The 18,006-nt window shown below is 61.9% G+C and carries 18 protein-coding genes; 13 read left to right on the plus strand and 5 right to left on the minus strand.

Features of this window, described 5'->3' with window-relative positions:
• Position 1 precedes the first annotated feature (1 nt).
• The 6 genes from AAFP32_RS11935 to AAFP32_RS11960 are packed head-to-tail and all read left to right on the plus strand — an operon-like array spanning position 2 to position 5,296.
• The gene (locus AAFP32_RS11935; RefSeq protein ID WP_101641753.1) at positions 2-886 is read left to right on the plus strand and encodes a DUF58 domain-containing protein; all 885 of its coding nucleotides are present in this window, start codon (positions 2-4) and stop codon (positions 884-886) included.
• Positions 873-1,325 (plus strand): hypothetical protein, encoded by a 453-nt coding sequence (locus AAFP32_RS11940; RefSeq protein ID WP_350269291.1) that lies wholly within the window; start codon positions 873-875, stop codon positions 1,323-1,325. Before AAFP32_RS11935 ends, AAFP32_RS11940 begins: the two co-directional genes overlap by 14 nt.
• A complete protein-coding gene (locus AAFP32_RS11945; RefSeq protein WP_350269292.1) occupies positions 1,316-2,290 on the plus strand; it encodes a vWA domain-containing protein in 975 nt (324 codons plus the stop codon). The genes AAFP32_RS11940 and AAFP32_RS11945 overlap by 10 nt, the downstream gene beginning before the upstream one ends.
• On the plus strand, positions 2,287-3,387 hold the full coding sequence (locus AAFP32_RS11950) for a vWA domain-containing protein (RefSeq protein ID WP_350269293.1): 1,101 nt from the start codon (positions 2,287-2,289) through the stop codon (positions 3,385-3,387). The genes AAFP32_RS11945 and AAFP32_RS11950 overlap by 4 nt, the downstream gene beginning before the upstream one ends.
• Positions 3,384-4,163, plus strand: a complete 780-nt coding sequence (locus tag AAFP32_RS11955; protein ID WP_350269294.1) for a hypothetical protein — start codon at positions 3,384-3,386, stop codon at positions 4,161-4,163. Before AAFP32_RS11950 ends, AAFP32_RS11955 begins: the two co-directional genes overlap by 4 nt.
• Before the next feature lie 23 nt (positions 4,164-4,186).
• A complete protein-coding gene (locus AAFP32_RS11960) occupies positions 4,187-5,296 on the plus strand; it encodes a histidinol-phosphate transaminase (protein WP_350269295.1) in 1,110 nt (369 codons plus the stop codon).
• A gap of 67 nt (positions 5,297-5,363) precedes the next feature.
• Here AAFP32_RS11960 and AAFP32_RS11965 read toward each other — a convergent pair whose 3' ends face one another.
• The gene (locus tag AAFP32_RS11965; RefSeq protein WP_350269296.1) at positions 5,364-6,827 is read right to left on the minus strand and encodes a PucR family transcriptional regulator; all 1,464 of its coding nucleotides are present in this window, start codon (positions 6,825-6,827) and stop codon (positions 5,364-5,366) included.
• A 135-nt stretch (positions 6,828-6,962) separates the two neighbouring features.
• Between AAFP32_RS11965 and speB the strand changes: the two genes are divergently transcribed.
• The 4 genes from speB to AAFP32_RS11985 all read left to right on the plus strand — a co-directional run bounded on the left by speB (position 6,963) and on the right by AAFP32_RS11985 (position 13,291).
• The gene (gene speB / locus AAFP32_RS11970) at positions 6,963-7,973 is read left to right on the plus strand and encodes an agmatinase (protein WP_350269297.1); all 1,011 of its coding nucleotides are present in this window, start codon (positions 6,963-6,965) and stop codon (positions 7,971-7,973) included.
• Between the two features lie 2 nt (positions 7,974-7,975).
• Entirely contained in the window at positions 7,976-9,697 is a 1,722-nt protein-coding gene (locus AAFP32_RS11975; protein ID WP_350269298.1) for a thiamine pyrophosphate-binding protein, read from the plus strand.
• A 49-nt stretch (positions 9,698-9,746) separates the two neighbouring features.
• Entirely contained in the window at positions 9,747-11,285 is a 1,539-nt protein-coding gene (locus AAFP32_RS11980; RefSeq protein WP_350269299.1) for a sodium:solute symporter, read from the plus strand.
• A gap of 353 nt (positions 11,286-11,638) precedes the next feature.
• Positions 11,639-13,291 carry a thiamine pyrophosphate-binding protein gene (locus AAFP32_RS11985; RefSeq protein ID WP_350269300.1) on the plus strand — a complete coding sequence of 551 codons (1,653 nt, stop codon included), beginning with the start codon at positions 11,639-11,641 and terminating at the stop codon, positions 13,289-13,291.
• Between the two features lie 112 nt (positions 13,292-13,403).
• Here the strand turns inward: AAFP32_RS11985 and AAFP32_RS11990 are convergent, their stop codons facing one another.
• From AAFP32_RS11990 to AAFP32_RS12005, 4 genes are all read right to left on the minus strand, one after another.
• Complete coding sequence (locus AAFP32_RS11990) at positions 13,404-13,688, minus strand: helix-turn-helix domain-containing protein (RefSeq protein ID WP_180957268.1); 285 nt, start codon at positions 13,686-13,688, stop codon at positions 13,404-13,406.
• The gene (locus AAFP32_RS11995) at positions 13,685-14,008 is read right to left on the minus strand and encodes a type II toxin-antitoxin system RelE/ParE family toxin (RefSeq protein WP_350269301.1); all 324 of its coding nucleotides are present in this window, start codon (positions 14,006-14,008) and stop codon (positions 13,685-13,687) included. The genes AAFP32_RS11990 and AAFP32_RS11995 overlap by 4 nt, the downstream gene beginning before the upstream one ends.
• 224 nt (positions 14,009-14,232) lie before the next feature.
• A complete protein-coding gene (locus AAFP32_RS12000) occupies positions 14,233-14,496 on the minus strand; it encodes a hypothetical protein (RefSeq protein ID WP_350269302.1) in 264 nt (87 codons plus the stop codon).
• Positions 14,497-14,537: 41 nt separating this feature from the next.
• Positions 14,538-14,936 carry a hypothetical protein gene (locus AAFP32_RS12005; RefSeq protein ID WP_350269303.1) on the minus strand — a complete coding sequence of 133 codons (399 nt, stop codon included), beginning with the start codon at positions 14,934-14,936 and terminating at the stop codon, positions 14,538-14,540.
• 193 nt (positions 14,937-15,129) lie between these two features.
• Between AAFP32_RS12005 and AAFP32_RS12010 the strand changes: the two genes are divergently transcribed.
• The 3 genes from AAFP32_RS12010 (at position 15,130) to AAFP32_RS12020 (ending at position 18,006) form a co-directional block, all read left to right on the plus strand.
• Positions 15,130-15,564 carry a hypothetical protein gene (locus AAFP32_RS12010; RefSeq protein ID WP_350269304.1) on the plus strand — a complete coding sequence of 145 codons (435 nt, stop codon included), beginning with the start codon at positions 15,130-15,132 and terminating at the stop codon, positions 15,562-15,564.
• A gap of 90 nt (positions 15,565-15,654) precedes the next feature.
• Positions 15,655-16,095 (plus strand): helix-turn-helix domain-containing protein, encoded by a 441-nt coding sequence (locus AAFP32_RS12015; protein WP_350269305.1) that lies wholly within the window; start codon positions 15,655-15,657, stop codon positions 16,093-16,095.
• Positions 16,096-16,182: 87 nt separating this feature from the next.
• Positions 16,183-18,006, plus strand: a complete 1,824-nt coding sequence (locus tag AAFP32_RS12020; RefSeq protein ID WP_350269306.1) for a glycosyltransferase — start codon at positions 16,183-16,185, stop codon at positions 18,004-18,006.

Raw genomic sequence — 18,006 nt, forward strand, 5'->3', positions numbered from 1 at the left:
GATGACTGCTCTGCTCAATCGGATCAAGGCGCGGATGACCATCCACGCGCACCGTAGGACCCGCCGGATCCTCGACGGGGACTACTCATCTGTCTTCCACGGACACAGCCTCGACTTCGACGACCTGCGCGACTACATACCCGGCGACGAGATCCGCGACATCGATTGGAAAGCCACGGCCCGACATTCGAACCCACTGGTCAAACGCTATGTCGCCCACCGCAGGCACATTCTCGCGCTCGTCGTCGACTCGTCCCGGAACTTCGACGCCGTCACCTCGGCCGGGGTCGACAAGCGCCAACTCGCCATCCTCATGGCCGGCATGACCGGATACCTCGCCGTGCGCCATGGTGATGACGTGATGCTCATCCACGGCAGCGCGCAGCGCACCACCGCGTCCCCGCGCAAAGGCAGCGAAGCCCATTTGGAGAACCTTCTGCAGCAGATCCTCGCCGAGGCGGGCACCGACGGTGACGGTTCGATCGATGAGCAGCTGCAGTGGATCGCCTCTCACATCAACCATCGGATGCTCGTGGTCGTCATCTCCGACCAGGCGCCGCTCGGGTCGAAGGAGGAAGCCACAATCAAACGTCTGCGTGCACAGCACGAGGTCCTATGGATCACGATCACCGACGCGGACCTTGCACAGCTGCCGGACGCCTCGGCGCCGTTCGACGTTTCCCGACCTGATGTCGGTCTGCCCACATCCGTGATGGCCAACCCACACGTGCGCAGCGAATTCCTCGCCGCCGAAACAAGCCGCAGGCAGCACCGGATCGATCTGCTCTCGAAGCTGGGAATCGCACACACGGAAATCGCACACCCAGACCAGGCCCTGGGCACTCTTCACACTCTGCTGCTGAGGCACCGCCGTGGGCCCCGCTGAACTCGTCGGGCCCCTGCAGATCTCGGTCTGGTGGTATGCCGCCGCCGCTGTGGTTCTGCTGGCTGCCGTCCTCAACCTGTTCGCTCCGCTGCTGCGCGCGGCGGCCGGATCAGGGATGAAGTCCAGACCACGGATTCCCATCCCTGTCCGCAGCACCTACATGTCTCGAATCGCCGCGGTCGAGTCGAAACTGGGTGCGGGCGAAGCCGATGTCCGGGATTCGGCTCGAGAGCTGGCGAAGATCGTGCGTGAGTTCGCTCGTGATGCATGGGGCGTCAAGGCCGAACACCTCACCTACCGGGATGCGGCTGTGGCCGGTCTCGACGACCTTGCCGAGTCTCTGTCAGGCCTCTACGAGGCAGAGTTTGCGCAGGACGATGCCAATGATCTGGGATCCCAGATCGCCGGCGCCAGAAAGCTGGTGACTCGATGGTCCTGATGCTCTGGTGGCTGGCGCTCATCCTCCTTGCTCTTGCCGCGGCCGCAGTCTTCTTCTTCCGCAGGCCCAAGGCCACCGGGTCGTCACTGGCCGTGGCTCACAGCGGTCGTATGACGAGCCTGCCCAGTTTCCGCAGAGCCATGCGGACCCGTCTGATCACAACGGTCGCCTTCCTCGCGGTCATCGCCCTCACCGGTCTCTCCACCCTCGCCGGGATCTCCCGGCCCGCATGGGTCGAGACCGTCAATCCGGAGAAGAAGCTGCGTGACGTCATGCTCTGTCTGGACGTGTCCGGTTCGATGCTCGGCTATGACGCCGACCTCCTTGAGGCCTACCAGGAGCTCGTCGACCGGTTCGATGGTGAACGCATCGGAATGACCGTATTCAACTCGACTGCTGTCTCCGCGTTCCCGCTCACCGATGACTACGACATGGTCCAGAACTATCTCGAGGAAGCCGAGGAGGGGTTTCGCACATGGGGTTCTGAAGGCACCGACTACTCATGGTCGACCTCGCCACCCAACATCGGCGGTTCTTCCCTCATCGGAGACGGACTCGTCTCCTGCGTGGACAACTTCGACCGTCAGGACGAGGATCGCTCTCGTTCGATCATCTTCGCCACCGACAACATGCTCGCCGGTGAACCGCTGTTCGACCTCGATGAAGCCACCGACATCGCAGTGGACTCCAAAGTCAGGGTCTACAGCCTGTCTCCCCCATCTGTACTCACGAATACGCAGACCAAGGAGCTGAAATCGGTCTCCGATCGCACCGGAGGCAAACAGTTCGACATGGGTTCGGCGTCGACGATCGATCGCATCGTCGCAGAGATCCAGAGCCAGGAGGCCGAGAATACTCCGGGCCGCTCCTACACCATCGTCCATGACATGCCCGCCGTTCCCCTCGGGATCGCGGTCGTCGGCCTTGCCGGTGTCTTCGTTTTGGCGTGGAGGACGAAATCATGATCTTTGATCCCGTCTTCACGTGGTTCGGATGGGGTTTCCTCGTCCTCGCCCTGCTGACCGTGTGCACCATTCCAGCTGTGCGCGGGGATGGGCCCCGCTGGAAATGGTTCGCACGCATGGGCATCGTCGCCGTGCTCGCACTCGCCCTGGCTCGACCGGGTATTCCCATCAAATCCTCGACCGAGGAATACGAGGCAGCGGCAGATGTGTACTTCCTCGTCGATACGACGACCTCGATGGCCGCCGAGGACTATGACGGCGCCAAGACCCGCCTGGAAGGGGTGAAGAAGGACATGTTGGAGTTGGCAGAGCAGTTCCCCGGCACCAGGCTGAGCATCATCTCCTTCGCCTCGACCGCATCGACGGTCATGCCTTTGACGACCGACCACGCGGCCTTCGCTTCCGCCGTCGATGTCCTCAGTCCGGAGATGTCGCTGAACTCGAATGGCTCCACCATCACCGAGGCGGGCGCTGAGCTGGACAAGCGTATGAAGTCCAATCAGGAGGATCGTCCAGAGAACAAGAACCTCGTCTTCTACTTCGGAGACGGTGAGCAGACCGCCCAGTCCTCTATCGACTCGTGGTCGCCTTTCGCCTCCCGCATCGACAGCGGCGCGGTGTTCGGATACGGAACTTCTCAGGGCGGGAAGATGAAGGAGCCCCAGCCTTTCGGCTACGGGGCGGGTCCAGGCGCTGGCCCCGGCCTCGGCGATCCCAACGATCCCGACGAACCTGGTGGAGCTGATGGAACCGGGGATGGTGACGGGTCCGGAGGAACGAAGGAGGAGTACATCCTCGACGGACAGGGCAATCCTGGGATCTCAACGATCGACGAGACGAACCTCAAACAGCTCGCGACCGACCTCGGCGTGAAATACCATCACCGTGACGGCGCAGCCTCGATGTCGAGCGTATACACAGCACCGAAGTACGATCAGACGCTGGTCAAGAAGGATGGGCGGGTCACCGTCGACGAGTACTTCTGGGTCCCACTGATCCTCGTGTTCGCATGGATCGCAGTTGAAATGGTGTTCGGCGTCCGCGAGCTGCTGCGACTGCGCACCATTGTGCCCAAGCCGCAAGGAGGTCGGACATGAATCGGATCACGCGCAGTTGGTCGAGGATGCGCCGCCTTTCTCACATCAACCTCATCATCGGATCCGCCCTCCTGCTCGTCTTCGGCTATGTGGCAGTGACTCTCTACTTCGGTGCGGCTTCGCAGGTGCGCTATGCGTCGAACGATTTCCCGGGAGCAAAGAAGGCCTCGACCGCTTTCCTCACACTCAGCCCGATCCAACGCCATATCGGCTACTACAATCGCGGCACCGCAGAGGCGGCCGTCGGCGACTTCGAACCGGCTCAGGCCGACCTCGAATCCGCCCTCGAGATCACCCCCGTTCGTGATGAGTGTGCCGTGCGGATCAACCTGTCATACGTGTATGAGAAGCTCGCCGACGAAGTCGCGGACCAGGACCCTGATCAGTCCGACGAGCTCTACGACCAATCTCTGCAGACCTTGGAGGACGCCCCCGAGGAGTGCCAGCCCAAGAAGAGCGAAGAGAAGAACAAGAGCGACGAAGCGACGAAGCGCGTCGAGGACAAGAAGGCGGGAGAGAAGTCGAAGCAGGAAGGCTCCGACAGCTCCGAGGGCGACGATGCGCAGAACGGCGACTCCGGAGGCGATTCGAAGAAGAAGGACAAGGGGCAGGACTCGGGCGAAGGCGATGAGAAGTCAGATGACTCAGAAGGGAAGTCTGAGGAGGAGAAGAAGCGCGACAAGCTGAAGGAGCGGGGCGAGGACTCGGAGCGTCAGCAGCGCCAGCAGGGTCCCGGCGGCAACGGAGGCCGTTCCACCCCGGACAAGCCGTGGTGAGACAACTGTGAAATCATGAGTCCATGAACTCTCCGGACACCTCAGCTGGCAGCACTTCGACCCCGCGGCTGCGCGCCTCGCTGGAGACATTCCCGCCGTATGTTCCGGGGAAGGCGCCCAAGCGAATCGACGGCCTCGCCCCGTTCAAACTGTCCTCGAACGAGAACTACCTCGAGCCGCTGCCAGCGGTCACCGATGCCATGCTCGCTCACGCGAAGAACCCCGCCTTGTACCCCGATGATGGAGCACTGGCTCTGCGCACGGAACTGGCCGGCCGCCTCGGTGCGAGCATCGATGAACTCGTCGTGACCACCGGTGCCAGCGAACTGCTCGTGGCACTGACCCAGATCACCTCTGACGCCACCACGGAAGCGATCTATCCCTGGCCGTCGTTCGAAATGTATCCCCAGACCACTGGGTTGGCCGGATCGAAACGGGTCGAGGTGCCGGTGCGCGACGACGGTCGACACGACCTGGACGGCATGGCAGCGGCGATCACCGATCGGACCAGTCTCATCATTCTCTGCTCCCCGAACAATCCGACGGGACCGGCTCTGCGCGATGATGAGGTCCGCCAGTTCCTCACACAGGTGCCGGACCATGTGCTCGTCGCCCTCGACGAGGCCTATTGGGAGTTCGCCACCGCCGATGGAGTCGTCAATGGCGTCGACCTTGTGGCCGATCATCCCAATGTCGTCCTGGTCAGGACCTTCTCCAAGGCTCACGCCCTGGCAGGCTTGCGAGTCGGATATGCACTCGCTCACACAGCTGTGATCCAGGGGCTGCTGAAGGCTGTCATCCCCTTCGGAGTCACCGATATGAGCCAGGCGGCTGCACTGGAATCGCTGCGCCACAGCAATGAGGTCGACGTCCGGGCGAAGGAGATCGCGGCCGTTCGCGACGACTTCGCCCACGCGCTGCGCGACCAAGGCTGGGATGTCCCCGAGGCGCAGGGAAATTTCGTGTGGCTGCCGCTTGGCCCGCTGTCCTCAGCCTTTGAAGATGCCTGCGTCGAGCAGGCTGTTGCGGTGCGCAACCTCGGCGATGGGGTGCGTATCAGCATCGGAGCACAAGAGGGCCTCGACCGGGTTCTTGCGGTCGCCGCCGCCTTCTACTCCGAGCATTTCGGCTGAACACATTGGGCTAGCTGGACCGCCTGAGCCGGTTGAGCTGGCTGAGCCAACTGAGCTGGAGTGCCGCTCAGAGCTCTGCAAGCTCAAGGGCCAAAGCCACTGCTTGGACCGATTCCGCCCGTGTGAGGTCGCGACCCAACAACGTCTCGATCTTCACCATTCGTGCCCGCACTGTGTGCCGGTGAATGCCGAGCTCAGCCGCAATCGCATCCCGCACTCCCCCTGCAGCGATGAAGGATCGCAGCGTCAGCAGCAGATCCTGCTCGTCACGCGAAGCAAGGAGCGTGCCCAGAACTCGGTCGACGAATCTCTGCGCCGCTGACTCATCGATCGACGACAGCAGTGCCCGCACATCCGAGGTCGCACTCTCGTGCTGCGTTCGCCACACGGTCCAGGTGTGGTGGACCTGGGTCAGTGGGATCATCTTCGCAAACAGCCTGTCGAGTCCGGTGACTTCTGCAACCCGGTCAACCGCACTCGCATGAACTGCTGCCCCTTCGGCGGCATCGAGACGGCAGGGGTCCGCAGACTCAGTGCCGGTTTCGATGACGCCGAGCATCGAACCGGCACGGACCAGGAGCGTTTCGGCACCCAGGTCCCCCATCAGCGTCTCTGGGATCTCACCGCGCACGGTGCCGAAGACCGTGAACTTCACTCGCGAGACCGGAGCCAGGCCGGTCTGCGCCACCCACTTGGCACGGGCCTGCGCGGCTGTCAGAGGCGTGGTGAAAAGCTGTGATTCCGATCGCCTGGGCCCCACCTCTGTGATGCTCAGACTCAGCAGTGCCGCTGCAGTGGAGAGCAGCAGGGCGCGGGTGCGCGGATTGCCGCTCACCTCGGCGGAGGCGAGGATCCAGCCCCGAACCTGTTCGTCTCCGACCGGAACGGCCTCGACGATTCCTGCCTCAGTGCGCAGAAGACGTGGCGCCATGGAGGGCTTGAGAGCTTCGGCAATCAGCTCATGACGCACCAGGTCCTCGGCATCAGTACCGGTCAGTCCCCTGCCTGTAGGCGAGACGAACCGAACGTCCGTACCCAGAGTGCCGGCCAGATCATCGACCAGCGCAGCGGGGCCCTGGTGCGCGAGGTCGGTGGCGAACCGCCGGCCCGCACTGCTGGCCCGGGTGAGCTCTCGGGTCGTCTCATCCTCACGCATTCTGGTGAAGGCATCGACGACGGCCACAAACGGAACAGGTTCTGGGACCCCGAACAGCGCAAGACCCTGAGCCTGCGCGTGCTCGATCAGCGTCGGTGGGATCGCCTGCCACGGCAGAGCGGAACCGAGGCCGATGCCAAGTGCATGGACGCCCACACGCTTGAGACGATCAACGAAATCGCCCACATCTTCGCCACCGAGGTCCTGGCCGACACCGATCGTCAGCAGGACCTCTCCCCCGGCCAGCCATTCGTCGACTGCGGGCAGCTCCGAGGAGTGCACGATCGTGACATCTTCGGCTCTGGCGTTCGGCGAATCGACGACGACGTCGAGAGCGAGCTCCTGACGTGCCCAGAGCTGACCCAAAGTGACCATAAAGACCATACTATCCGTACTGGATATTCGCTTCACCAAATCATCCATCGTGGATATCGGCGTGGTGTGAGCCACGTCCTAAACTGATGGCAATCACGCACCACCGAGAGCAATCACGATGTCGAAGGAGAGTCAATGCCGTCTCAACCCCTGGGGCCAGCCGACTACAGCCAAACACCACGTTTCGCGGGACCGCCGACCTTCGGTCTGCTCCCACGCATCGACGAGGTCGAAGCGCAGCGGCCGGGCGAGAAGATCGATGTGAAGATCCTCGGCGTCCCCTTCGACGCCGGTGTCAGCTACCGCCCGGGCGCACGTTTCGGCCCCGCCCATATTCGCCAGTCCTCCAAGCTGCTGCGCCCCTACAACCAGGCGACGAACGTTCACGCGTTCACCTGGCAGCAGGTCGCCGACTGCGGTGACCTGGGCGTCAACCCCTTCGATATCGAAGAGGCCATCACCGAAGTCGAACGGACCGCCGATGAGATGCGCGCCGATGGGGCGAAGCTGCTCACGCTCGGCGGCGACCACACACTGGCCCTGCCGAACCTGCGCTCCCTGCACAAGACGCACGGCAAGATCGCGGTCCTGCACTTCGACGCCCACCTCGACACTTGGGACACCTACTTCGGCGCTCCGTACACGCACGGCACCCCGTTCCGCCGCGCCAGCGAGGAAGGTCTGCTCGACCTCGAGTCCTGCATGCATGTCGGCATCCGCGGTCCGCTCTACGGTGAAAAGGACCTGGAAGACGATGCTGTGCTCGGATTCCAGATCATCCGCAGCGACGACTACCAGTTCACATCTGTCCAAGAGGTCGTGGCCCGTATGCGCAAACGACTCGGCGATGCACCCGTCTACCTGTCCGTCGACATCGACGTCCTCGACCCTGCTGCTGCGCCCGGCACCGGCACCCCCGAGGCCGGCGGCATGACGAGCCGCGAACTGCTCAACTCAATTCGCGGACTGCAGGGACTCAACGTCGTCGGAGCCGAGATCGTCGAAGTGGCACCCGCCTACGACCACGCCGAGATCACCGGACTCGCCGCCGCCCACGTCGGTTACGAAATGCTCTCCCTGTGGGCCGCCGAGCGCAACGGTCTCACCGGTCCTTCGGGTCCCAGCGGCGAAGCGTTGGGAGCCTGACCATGGCAGACGACAACAACACCGGCGCTGGCGAAGAGTTCCGCAACGGCGGTCGGGCCGTCATCGCGACCCTGGCTGCGCACGGCGTCGACACGATCTTCGGGATCCCCGGCACGCACAACCTCGAGTTCTACCGACATCTGAGCGAATTCGGCATCCGTGCCATCACACCGCGCCACGAGCAGGGTGCCGGCTACGGTGCCGACGGGTATTTCCTCGTCTCCGGCAAACCCGGGGTCATCATCACCACCTCGGGTCCAGGTCTGACGAATGTCATCACGGCCGCGGCGACCGCCTATGCGGAGTCACGCCCGATGCTCATCCTCTCCCCCGGTGTTCCCACCGGGCTTGAGCGCGCCGACCTCGGAATGCTGCATGAGACGAAGGACTCCTCTGGCGCTCTGGCCCACCTGCTCGTCTCCTCCCAGCGCACCCGCACAGCCGAGGGCGCTGCACAGGCCGTCGCCGAGGCGTTCGCCATGTTCTCCTCGTCCCGCCCTGGCCCCGTTCACATCGAGGTTCCCCTTGACGTGCTCGAGGGTGCCTGGAACGGCAGTGTGCCGAGACAGATCCCCGGCCGTCGTCCGGGTCTGGATCCGCGAGTCGTCTCCCGTGCCGCCGAGTCGGTGGGCGGTGCAACTCGTCCGTTCATCGTCGCCGGTGGCGGGGCTCGCAGAGCGAGTACCGAGGTCAGGGCCTTCGCGGAGCTCCTCGATGCACCTGTGGCCACAACCGCCAACGGCAAGGGCATCATCTCCGAGGACCATCCCCTGTCGTTGGGCTCCAACGTTCGCTTCCCCAGCGTCCAGGCCGAGTCCGCGGCGGCCGATGTGCTCATCGTCCTCGGCTCCGAACTCGCCGACTCCGACCTCTGGGGAGGGCTCATCGGAGCCCAGACTTCGGCCGGCATCCGCGACGAAGCCTCCAAACAGGTCGTCATCCGCTGCGATATCGACCCCGACCAATTGGGCAAGAACCTCGGCGGGGACGTCCTCGCCTGCGCCGATGCGGGGGAATTCCTCACCGCGCTGATGTCCGAGCTGAACCAGGACGCACCCAGGACCGTTTCGACGGGATCGAACGATTCCACTGGCAGTGCCACCTCGGCGCGGAGACGGAAGACAGAGCGAAGCGGAGCTGACAGGGTCACAGGGATCCGAGAATCCTGGGGTTCGGACTTCGACTTCGAGTCCATCGGCGCTCGTGTCACTCGCCTCGTCGAACAAGGCGCGGGGCCATCCGTGGTGGTCGCCGGGGACTCGTCCCAGGTCACCTACGACGGATCGGTGCATGCACTCACGGCCAGCACGCCCGATCAGCTGCTCTACATGCCCGGCTTTGCGACCTTGGGCTACGGGATTCCTGCAGCCATCGGGGCGAAACTGGCCGACAATGCTCGCCCCGTCGCCTGCATCCTCGGAGACGGGGCAGCCATGTTCTCCATCCAGGAGCTGATGACGGCCAGCGAACTGGGGTTGGGGATTCCCTTCGTCATCGTCGACAACGGCGGGTACGCCGAGATCGAAGCTCAGATGGTCGACCGGAGCATGGAACCGTTCGCGGTCAAACTCGCTCGTCCCGACTTCGCAGCCCTGGGCCAGTCCATGGGCGGGGCGGGGGTCACGATTGCTGAGTCGGATATCGACGAACTGCTTCCGGGTGCCGTCGCCGAGGCACTCGACCTGGACGTTCCCACCACCATTCACATCACCATCGGGTGCTGAGGCACCCACTTAGCCGCTTGCTCACACAGTAATCAAGGAAAGGGTCGACGTGGACTCTCTAGTCGTCATCATCTATCTCGCCGCCATGGTGGGATTCGGAATCTGGGGCCGGTACAAGGCGAAGAATCAGGACGATTTTCTCGTCGCAGGCCGGCGCCTGGGTGGCTGGCTGTACACGGGCACGATGTCCGCTGTCGTCCTCGGCGGGGCCTCGACGATCGGTGGTGTCGGTCTCGGCTACACCTCGGGTCTGTCCGGGATGTGGCTCGTCTTCAGCATCGGTCTGGGCATCATCTTGCTCTCACTCTTCTTCGCCCCGAGAATCCAGAAACTGGAGATCTACACGGTCTCGCAGATGCTGGAGCTGCGGTACGGGAAGGGCTCCCGCTTTGTGTCGGGCGCGATCATGACTGCCTACGGGCTGATGATCTCGACGACGTCGACGGTCGCCTATGCGACGATCTTCCATGCCCTGTTCGACCTCAATAAGGCCTGGTCGGTGCTCATCGGCGGCGGAATCGTCATCCTCTATTCGATGCTGGGCGGAATGTGGTCGATCACGCTGACCGACTTCGTGCAGTTCTTCATCCAGACCATCGGCATCTTCCTCATCATGTTGCCGATCGTGCTGTCGAAGTCCGGTGGCATCACCGAACTGTTCGCATCGCTGCCTGCCGAGCAGACCAGTCCAGTGGGCATCGGCTGGCAGGCGATACTGGGCTACATCCTCATCTACACTCTGGGGCTGCTCATCGGCCAGGACATCTGGCAGCGAGTGTTCACCGCTCGCAGCCCGAGTGTGGCCAGGTGGGGCGGACTCACCGCGGGCATCTACTGCCTGCTCTACGCCGTGGCAGGAGCTCTCATCGGCATGGCCGCGACCAAGATCGTGCCAGGCATCGAGGTCCAAGACGATGTGTTCGTCGCCGTCGTCGATGCCGCGATGTCGCCACTGATAGGCGGACTCGTCCTCGCCGCGGCCCTGGCTGCGATGATGTCCACAGCCTCGGGCTCGCTCATGGCCGCAGCAACAGTGTGCCGTCAGGACATCGTCGAGCCCCTGCTGGCGCGCAAGGACATCGTGCCGGTGACGGAGGGCACGGTCGAGGTCGATAGCGCTGCGGCGGGTGGCACGGGCGCGACTAAGACCGGCAGCGTGCCGACCTACGGCTCGGGCAGCACGAAGTCGACTCTGGTGAAGTCCCTGGTTCGGGAGACCGGCGATGAGGTTCGCGATTCACGCATCTACCTCATCGGCCTCGGCGTCGTCACCCTGATCCTCGCCATGATCATGCCCAGCGTCGTCGAGGCGCTGACAGTCGCCTACAACCTGCTCGTTGCCGGACTGTTCATTCCCATCCTCGGCGGCCTGATCTTCAAGCGCGGCACGATCGTCGGCGTCATGGCCGGCATGGTCCTGGGATCGCTCACCACGATTGTCATCATGATCACGATGGGCATCTACTCCAGCGAAGCCATCTATCTGGGTCTCATCGCGTCGCTGCTCGGCTACGTCATCGGCTCCCTGGTCTCAAAACCGACACCGCCGGAGGTCATGGCGGCCTGGAAGGAGCGCCTGAACCGGTAGCTCGGCCTCAGGCAGGTCGAGGAAGGTCGTCGAGATACGGCGGTTGTGTTGATGATCGGGCGTGAACCCCCGTTCATTGGTACAACCGCCGTTTTTCGATGTGGTTGCTGCGAGGTTCGATGCTTAGGCCACAGTGCGGGGCGAAGACCGGGGTGGTGTCGTGACCGCTGCCGCCTGAACTTGGAAGACTCACCTGATGTCACCTATATTCGTAGTGTCAGGCTGGTACCAACGTCGAATCCGGTTGCTGCCGAAGGGCCTGCGCTCGAAAAAGGAGTGCGAAGCCGCGGAACCCGCGTGTGAGACATATATGGATCGCTCTTTCCATATCTGTCATCCGCGAAAGGTCCCTCATGGCTCACACATCGGCGCACGTCGCACACACTCTGGCCCACCATATCGATGAAGTCTTCGGTCTCATGGGCAACGGAAATGCCTACTTCCTCGACGCTCTGCTCACCTCCACCTCGGCGACCTACACTGCGGTCCGGCACGAAGCTGGCGCTGTCGTCGCAGCCGACGCACACTTCCGCACCTCCGGCAGGATCGCCGCGGCCACCACAACCTACGGCGCCGGGTTCACGAACACACTCACCGCGCTGGCCGAAGCTGCGCAGGCCAAGGTTCCACTCGTCCTCGTCGTCGGTGACGAACCGACGTCGGGTCCGCGCCCCTGGGACGTCGACCAGATCGCGATGGCCTCCGCGCTGGGTGTGCGCACCTATACCGTGGGTCGCGTCGATGCAGCAGCGGCGACGGTCACCGCCATCGAGCACGCACTGACGTACCGAGTGCCCGTTGTCCTGGCAATCCCCTACGATGTCGCAACCCTCGACATCGGTGAGATTCCCTCAGTTCCTGGACCCGGACGCCCCAGTCCCCCGGCTCCGGCATCCGACTTCTCACAGTCCTCGCTCGATCGTCTGGCGACTGCCCTCGCCGGGGCGGAACGACCGATCCTGCTGGCCGGTCGAGGTGCGTGGCTGGCAAGCGCAGAGGCCGAGCTGGGCGCCCTGGCAGAGGCTACCGGAGCACTGACGGCAACCACCGCGCTGGGCCGCAACATCTTCCCAGATGCCGATCACGACCTCGGCGTGGCGGGAGGATTCGGCGCCCCTGAAGCCATGGAGCGAATACGTGAGGCGGACGTCGCCGTCGTCTTCGGGGCTTCGCTCAATCAATTCACCATGCGCTTCGGTGAGCTGTTCCATTCATCGACGTCCGTCTGGCAGATCGACACCGATGATCGGGCAACGAATGCCCGGGTCGGCGGTTTCATCCGCAGCGATGTGAAGCTTGCTGCTGAAGAGCTGGTTTCGCGTCTGGAAGCCTCTGGCGCGGGTGCGAGCGGGTGGCGCGAGACTGTGGATACGGCTGCCGATCGGTCCTACGAAATGGGTACGGAATTCGCCGAGGATGGTCGCCTGGACCCACGTGCTGCCGCTGCCCGACTCGGTGAACTGATGCCAGCAGACCGCGTTGTGGTCTCCGACGGCGGTCACTTCATCGCGTGGGCGAATATGTTCTGGGAGCCCAGCGCACCCGACCGTCTGGCGATGGTCGGCACTGCGTTCCAATCGATCGGACTCGGCTGGCACAGCGTTGCAGGAGCTGCACGTGCCAATCAGGATTCAACGATCGTTCTCACCACTGGCGACGGGGGCGGTGCCATGGCACTGTCCGATCTCGACACCGCTATTCGGTCGGCAGGTGGACGGGGCATGGCCGTGGTCTTCAACGATGCCGCCTATGGTGCAGAGGTGAATCTGTACGGCCTCAAGGGACTGGATAAGTCGCCGATGCTCATCGATGAGATCGACTTCGCGGCCCTGGCCACTGCCGCCGGCGGGCACGGTGTTGCTGTTCGCTCGCTGGCTGACCTCGAGGTGGTCAATGACTGGAAGGCGACGCCGGTCGATGAGCGGAAGTTCTTGCTGCTCGATCTGCGGATCTCGGGTACAGTCATTGCGCCGTACCAAGAGGAAGTCATCCGCGTGAATTCGTAGGATTTGGCTGCAGGCGCGAAATTGCCCGGCTGCTCATAGTCTGAGCTACCGGGCAATTTTCATCGCGATGACTGAGCCACCAAACATCATTTCTACTGTCATTTGTCACCTGTCACACCAACGCCACCCTCTTGTGCGCAACCCTGGCCAGCCTCTCCAGCATGCCGGTTGAGGGGGTCACTGCTCCATTCTCAATGCGGGCGATAGCGGATTGTGAGGTGCGCATGCGACGAGCCAGCTCAGCCTGAGTCAATCCGAGGTTCTTACGTTCGTCATAGAAAATCTGCGAAATGCGAATGCCCTCGTCAATATCAACATATCCGGCCTCATACTCAGCACGCGCAGTTTCATCCATCTTGCTGAGCCGTTCAGCTCTGATCACGTCCAAAGACTTCATTTCGTCCTCCATTTCCTCAGTTGCTGTCGTGCTCTCGAAATCTGCTTCCGCTCGTTGTTTCGCTGTTTGCGGAAGGTGGTCAAGGTAATCACCTGCCGGCCAGGATCGAAAGTGTAGGTGATACGTCGTTCGACTCGCTCGCACTGAAATCTCAATTCATAGAGTCCTTGCCCGAGATTCTTCGAACGTGGCATACCGAGGTCGACTCCATGTTCGGCGAGATTCTGCAGATGTCGATCTGCGATTCGGAAGTCGCTGTCGTTCAAAGAACCCAACCACTTCTCCACCTCTGCTGACACCTCGATTGTCCACTTCGGCATGCATCGATTATATCATTGGTGATATATCGAAGGCCACGAAAAAGCCCCGGATTCTCAAGGAACCCAGGGCTTTAGTGTGGAGATGGCGGGAATCGAACCCGCGTAACGGTCCTGGTGAGGTGGGCGGCCGTTGACTTCTAGGCGTTCTTGGGTGGCGCCTACCGGGGGCTACCGGGAGTGGAATTGGGTGATTCGTGGGCAAAATTTGGGCAGGTTCTGGGCACTCACTTCCCCGGCCACCACACATCATCTGGCAGCAACCACACTCCGATCGTATGGACTCGACGGTCCTTGGACTCAACGAAGATCGCACCATCGAACCCGAGGCGCGTGGCAGTCCCGTCGAGCCACACCTCACCGTCACGCTCGAACACCACACGGGCACGCACCGGTAGCGGCGGGCGATCACGATAGGAACCGCGGGCGCCGGCGTCGTTTAGGATCTTCTGCCAGTAGCGCCACGTGGCTGTGCCGTAGTCGTCGGTCATGACCTCATTGTCGACCCTGGACCTGACATGACGGGCGTCAGCTAGCCTAAGCGGCGAAGCTCCGCGACGATGCTCTCGAGCATGTGGATGACACCTGCGCCCACCGCTAGCATGAACGTCGAAATCAGTGCCAGTCCCAGGTAGTAAGGATCGAGCGCGAGTATGATTAGAGTACCGAGCGCACTCAGCGCTACGAGCACAAACATGGCAGTAGACCAGCCACGCTTCGCCAGTGTTTTGTATTTGATGGCCCTCGTGATGACGTATCCCTCCGGTGTCAGGATGACGCCGCCCGGATGGTACGGCGGCACTCCGCGCACAGCATGGGGGTCGTTCGGGAACGAGTCCGCTTGGGGTTGTTGAGGGTAGTACTGATTCTGCTGGCCCTGGGGGTTCTGCTGGTTCCAGTTCTGGTTATGACCCTGGGGGTTGTTCGACATGAAGCACCTTTCTGCGTTCCAATGGCACTGCGAACGCCAACGAGAAGGCATCGCTCATCGAATCGTATCTGTAGTCTCCCGCAACTGATGCTCTACCGGGTCACGACTCGGTCTCATATACTGCGGTGATGAGTGCCTGCGGAAACACGGGTAGCTTCCGTACACTTCCGGACGGCGCAGATATCATTCTTCAATGAAGACTCTCCTGAATGCCTTGAAGATGATCCCGAGGGCTTTGAATATAATGCTGACTGGACCGGGGTGGAAAACACTATGGCAACCTCTCGTCATTGCCGCTATCGGCGCAATCGCGGGGTTGGCCTTACGTGGCGTTTCAACTCTTCCGGGCATCACCCTCGACATGGAGTCCCTGGGTAAGGCGTGTCTGGCTATTGCATTCCTCGGGGCCTGCGCGGGCGCATTTGGTGCATCCAGCACCTTTCCAACTCCTGCTAAGGAGAAAGCGCTGAAAATGCAGACTGGTGAAGTGGCGACTTCCAAGCAGGCCCTTGAAGAACTGCAGCTAAGGGAGCAGATAAGGGACCTCTGGACGGCTCTGGGGTGGGGACTTGTGATCATCGGCGCCGCGGGCTCCTTCATCTCTCAAATCCCTCTCGCGGGTAGCTAGGAACGACGAATGGCCCCGCCCCACCGTGAGGTGAGGCCGGGGCCGTGTTTGCCGCTACTCTAGTGCCATGCACTCGACGATGAGTCCAGCATGAGCACCTGCGTCACAATCTGGTGTGATCGTCCCGCCGTGGCCCGAGGCCTGTGCCTCAGCTGCTACGACCGGCTCCGGAAGGGGATCAGCACTGCCACGCCCGCTCGTAGCTATGCGGTAGCCGAAGACAAGGCGCGCCTGCGCGACGAGATTACCCTGCGCCGTCAGGCTGGGCAGAGCATTGGCGACATTGCGGCCGCCATCGGGGTGAACACGTCGACGGCGAGCAGGTGGCTCCGTGAATGGGATATGAAGGTCGGGCCTCGTAAAGACTCTAGAGCTGCGAACCTGTGGCGGCCATGGGCTCGCGACGACATCGACTTCGCTGTCGGGCGTACCGACCTCACAGTCTCGGAACGTGCCGCGGCGTTGGGGCGGTCGGTGGCGAGTATCGAGGAGTGCCTGCGGAAGAACCGTCGCCAAGGCGATCACTTGTGAACCACGATTCCGTATGGCTCGAGTGTGGCACCCCTAGTTTCTGCTGATCAGTGACTAGCCTAGAAGGCTACGGTGATTGGAGACTCAATGTTCAAGCGGAAGAAGCTGCTCCCGGAAGTACCCATCTACATCATGATGGGTGGTGTGGGGGAAAACTTCGGCGGTGTCACCAGTGTGGCGCTGCACAGAAGCAGTGTCTTCGCGGAGCTGGACGATCGGCCAATCGGTTTCCTCACCACTTCGGCCAATCATGCTGCTGACCCGAGTGGCCGTGCACGCGAGCTCAAGGCCGAAGGGAGACTCGCGGAGAATGTCTACATCCGGAATGCCTGGAACGACCTAGCTTCAATGCCTGACGACGACTTGTCAGCACTGAGCAGCGGTGTCGAAGACCCAGAATCGGAAGTCCCCAATCTGCTTCCGTACGAGGACGAAGCGGAAGCTGTCCGAACCAACGATGAGGGAAAGATACTGCAGGTCGACCGGTTCCGTGCGGACGGGTCCCGGTTTATCTCAGACCGCCGAGATGCGCGGATACCAGGTGTTCTCGGGGGTCGGTTGGTGACTGCCTTTCGCCGAGACGGGTCAGTTGCACAGCAGTGGACTGGGACTCGGTTCGTTTATCACGCGTGGCTTGATTGGCTGACGCAGGGCGAGACCTCGATCTTCATCGTCGATTCGGCAAACGTTGCAGTCCCCATGATTGAGTACCGCCGCAGTCACGCTGTGGTTGTTCACCCTCTGCACACTGGCCATACTGTGGGATCTGAACCTCCTGGTTTCACGCTGTCGAAAAGCACCTACCCAAAATACTCGAAGCTGGATTCCTTCGATCTGGTGACTGCGCTTACCGAATCGCATGCTTCGGAATTGCGGGCGGAGGGGATAGCCTCGGACAATCTCGTCAGCCTATCGAATATGTCGGCATCGGAACCGGTGAAGAAGATCGAGCCTCGGCGCCGGACCTCGGGAGTCATGCTGGCACGGCTTGCTGACCAGAAACGTATTGATCACGCGATAGAGGCCGTGGGGCTGGCAAACCGCGAATCCCTTGATCCCATCACATTGGACATTTACGGCGAGGGTGAACTCCGTCCAGCCCTGGAATCTCAGATCTCCGAATTGAACCTTGATGATCACGTTCGGCTTAAGGGCTATGCACCTTCTGCTCGAGAGAAATTCGGTGAGGCGTCGTTCAGTGTACTGAGTAGTCTCTACGAAGGGCAGGGACTGGTGCTTCTTGAAAGCATGGCGAACGGGTGTATTCCTATTTCGTACGACATCAGGTATGGCCCCTCCGATGTGATTACTCATGGCGTGGACGGGTTCCTCGTGCCGGATGGCGACGTCGGGCAGCTCGCTGCGACCATTCAACGTGTAGCGCTTATGGACTCGGCGGAACTGATGAAGATGCGGAAGGCTGCTGTTAAGCGTTCTCGCGCATTCCTTCCTCGCTCCATTACGAAACTGTGGGGCGAAGTGCTGAAGGAAGCACTCGAAGCCAAGCAGCCTGTTCGCACGGTGCGCGGTACGGTCGAGGTGGTCACTTGCGCCCTAAAGGATGAGTCAGTTGAGGTCCGTGTCGATTTCAAAGGCAACGGGTCCTGGCCTGATTGGGCGAAGCTCGTTTGGACTCAACGCAACGGGACTGGGTACGGGAGGGTGCCTGCGCGAGTTCACCAAGATGACGGTGCCTATCAGATATCGGCGACTCTTCCACTGGCAACTTTTGCCCCGCTGGAAAATGGGACTATAGATTTCTGGATTGATGTGAAGGTCGAAGGCAATCCACTCCGGATGCGAATCAAGAAGGCAGGCGATCGTCTACCTGTCCGGGAGGGCCGCTTCGAGCTCTACGCCACTAAGCACAAGAGTCTCAGCCTGCGCGTGATTAATGCCGGCACCGTCTAG

This window comes from Brevibacterium sp. CBA3109 (genome assembly GCF_040256645.1).
GTDB lineage: Bacteria > Actinomycetota > Actinomycetes > Actinomycetales > Brevibacteriaceae > Brevibacterium > Brevibacterium koreense.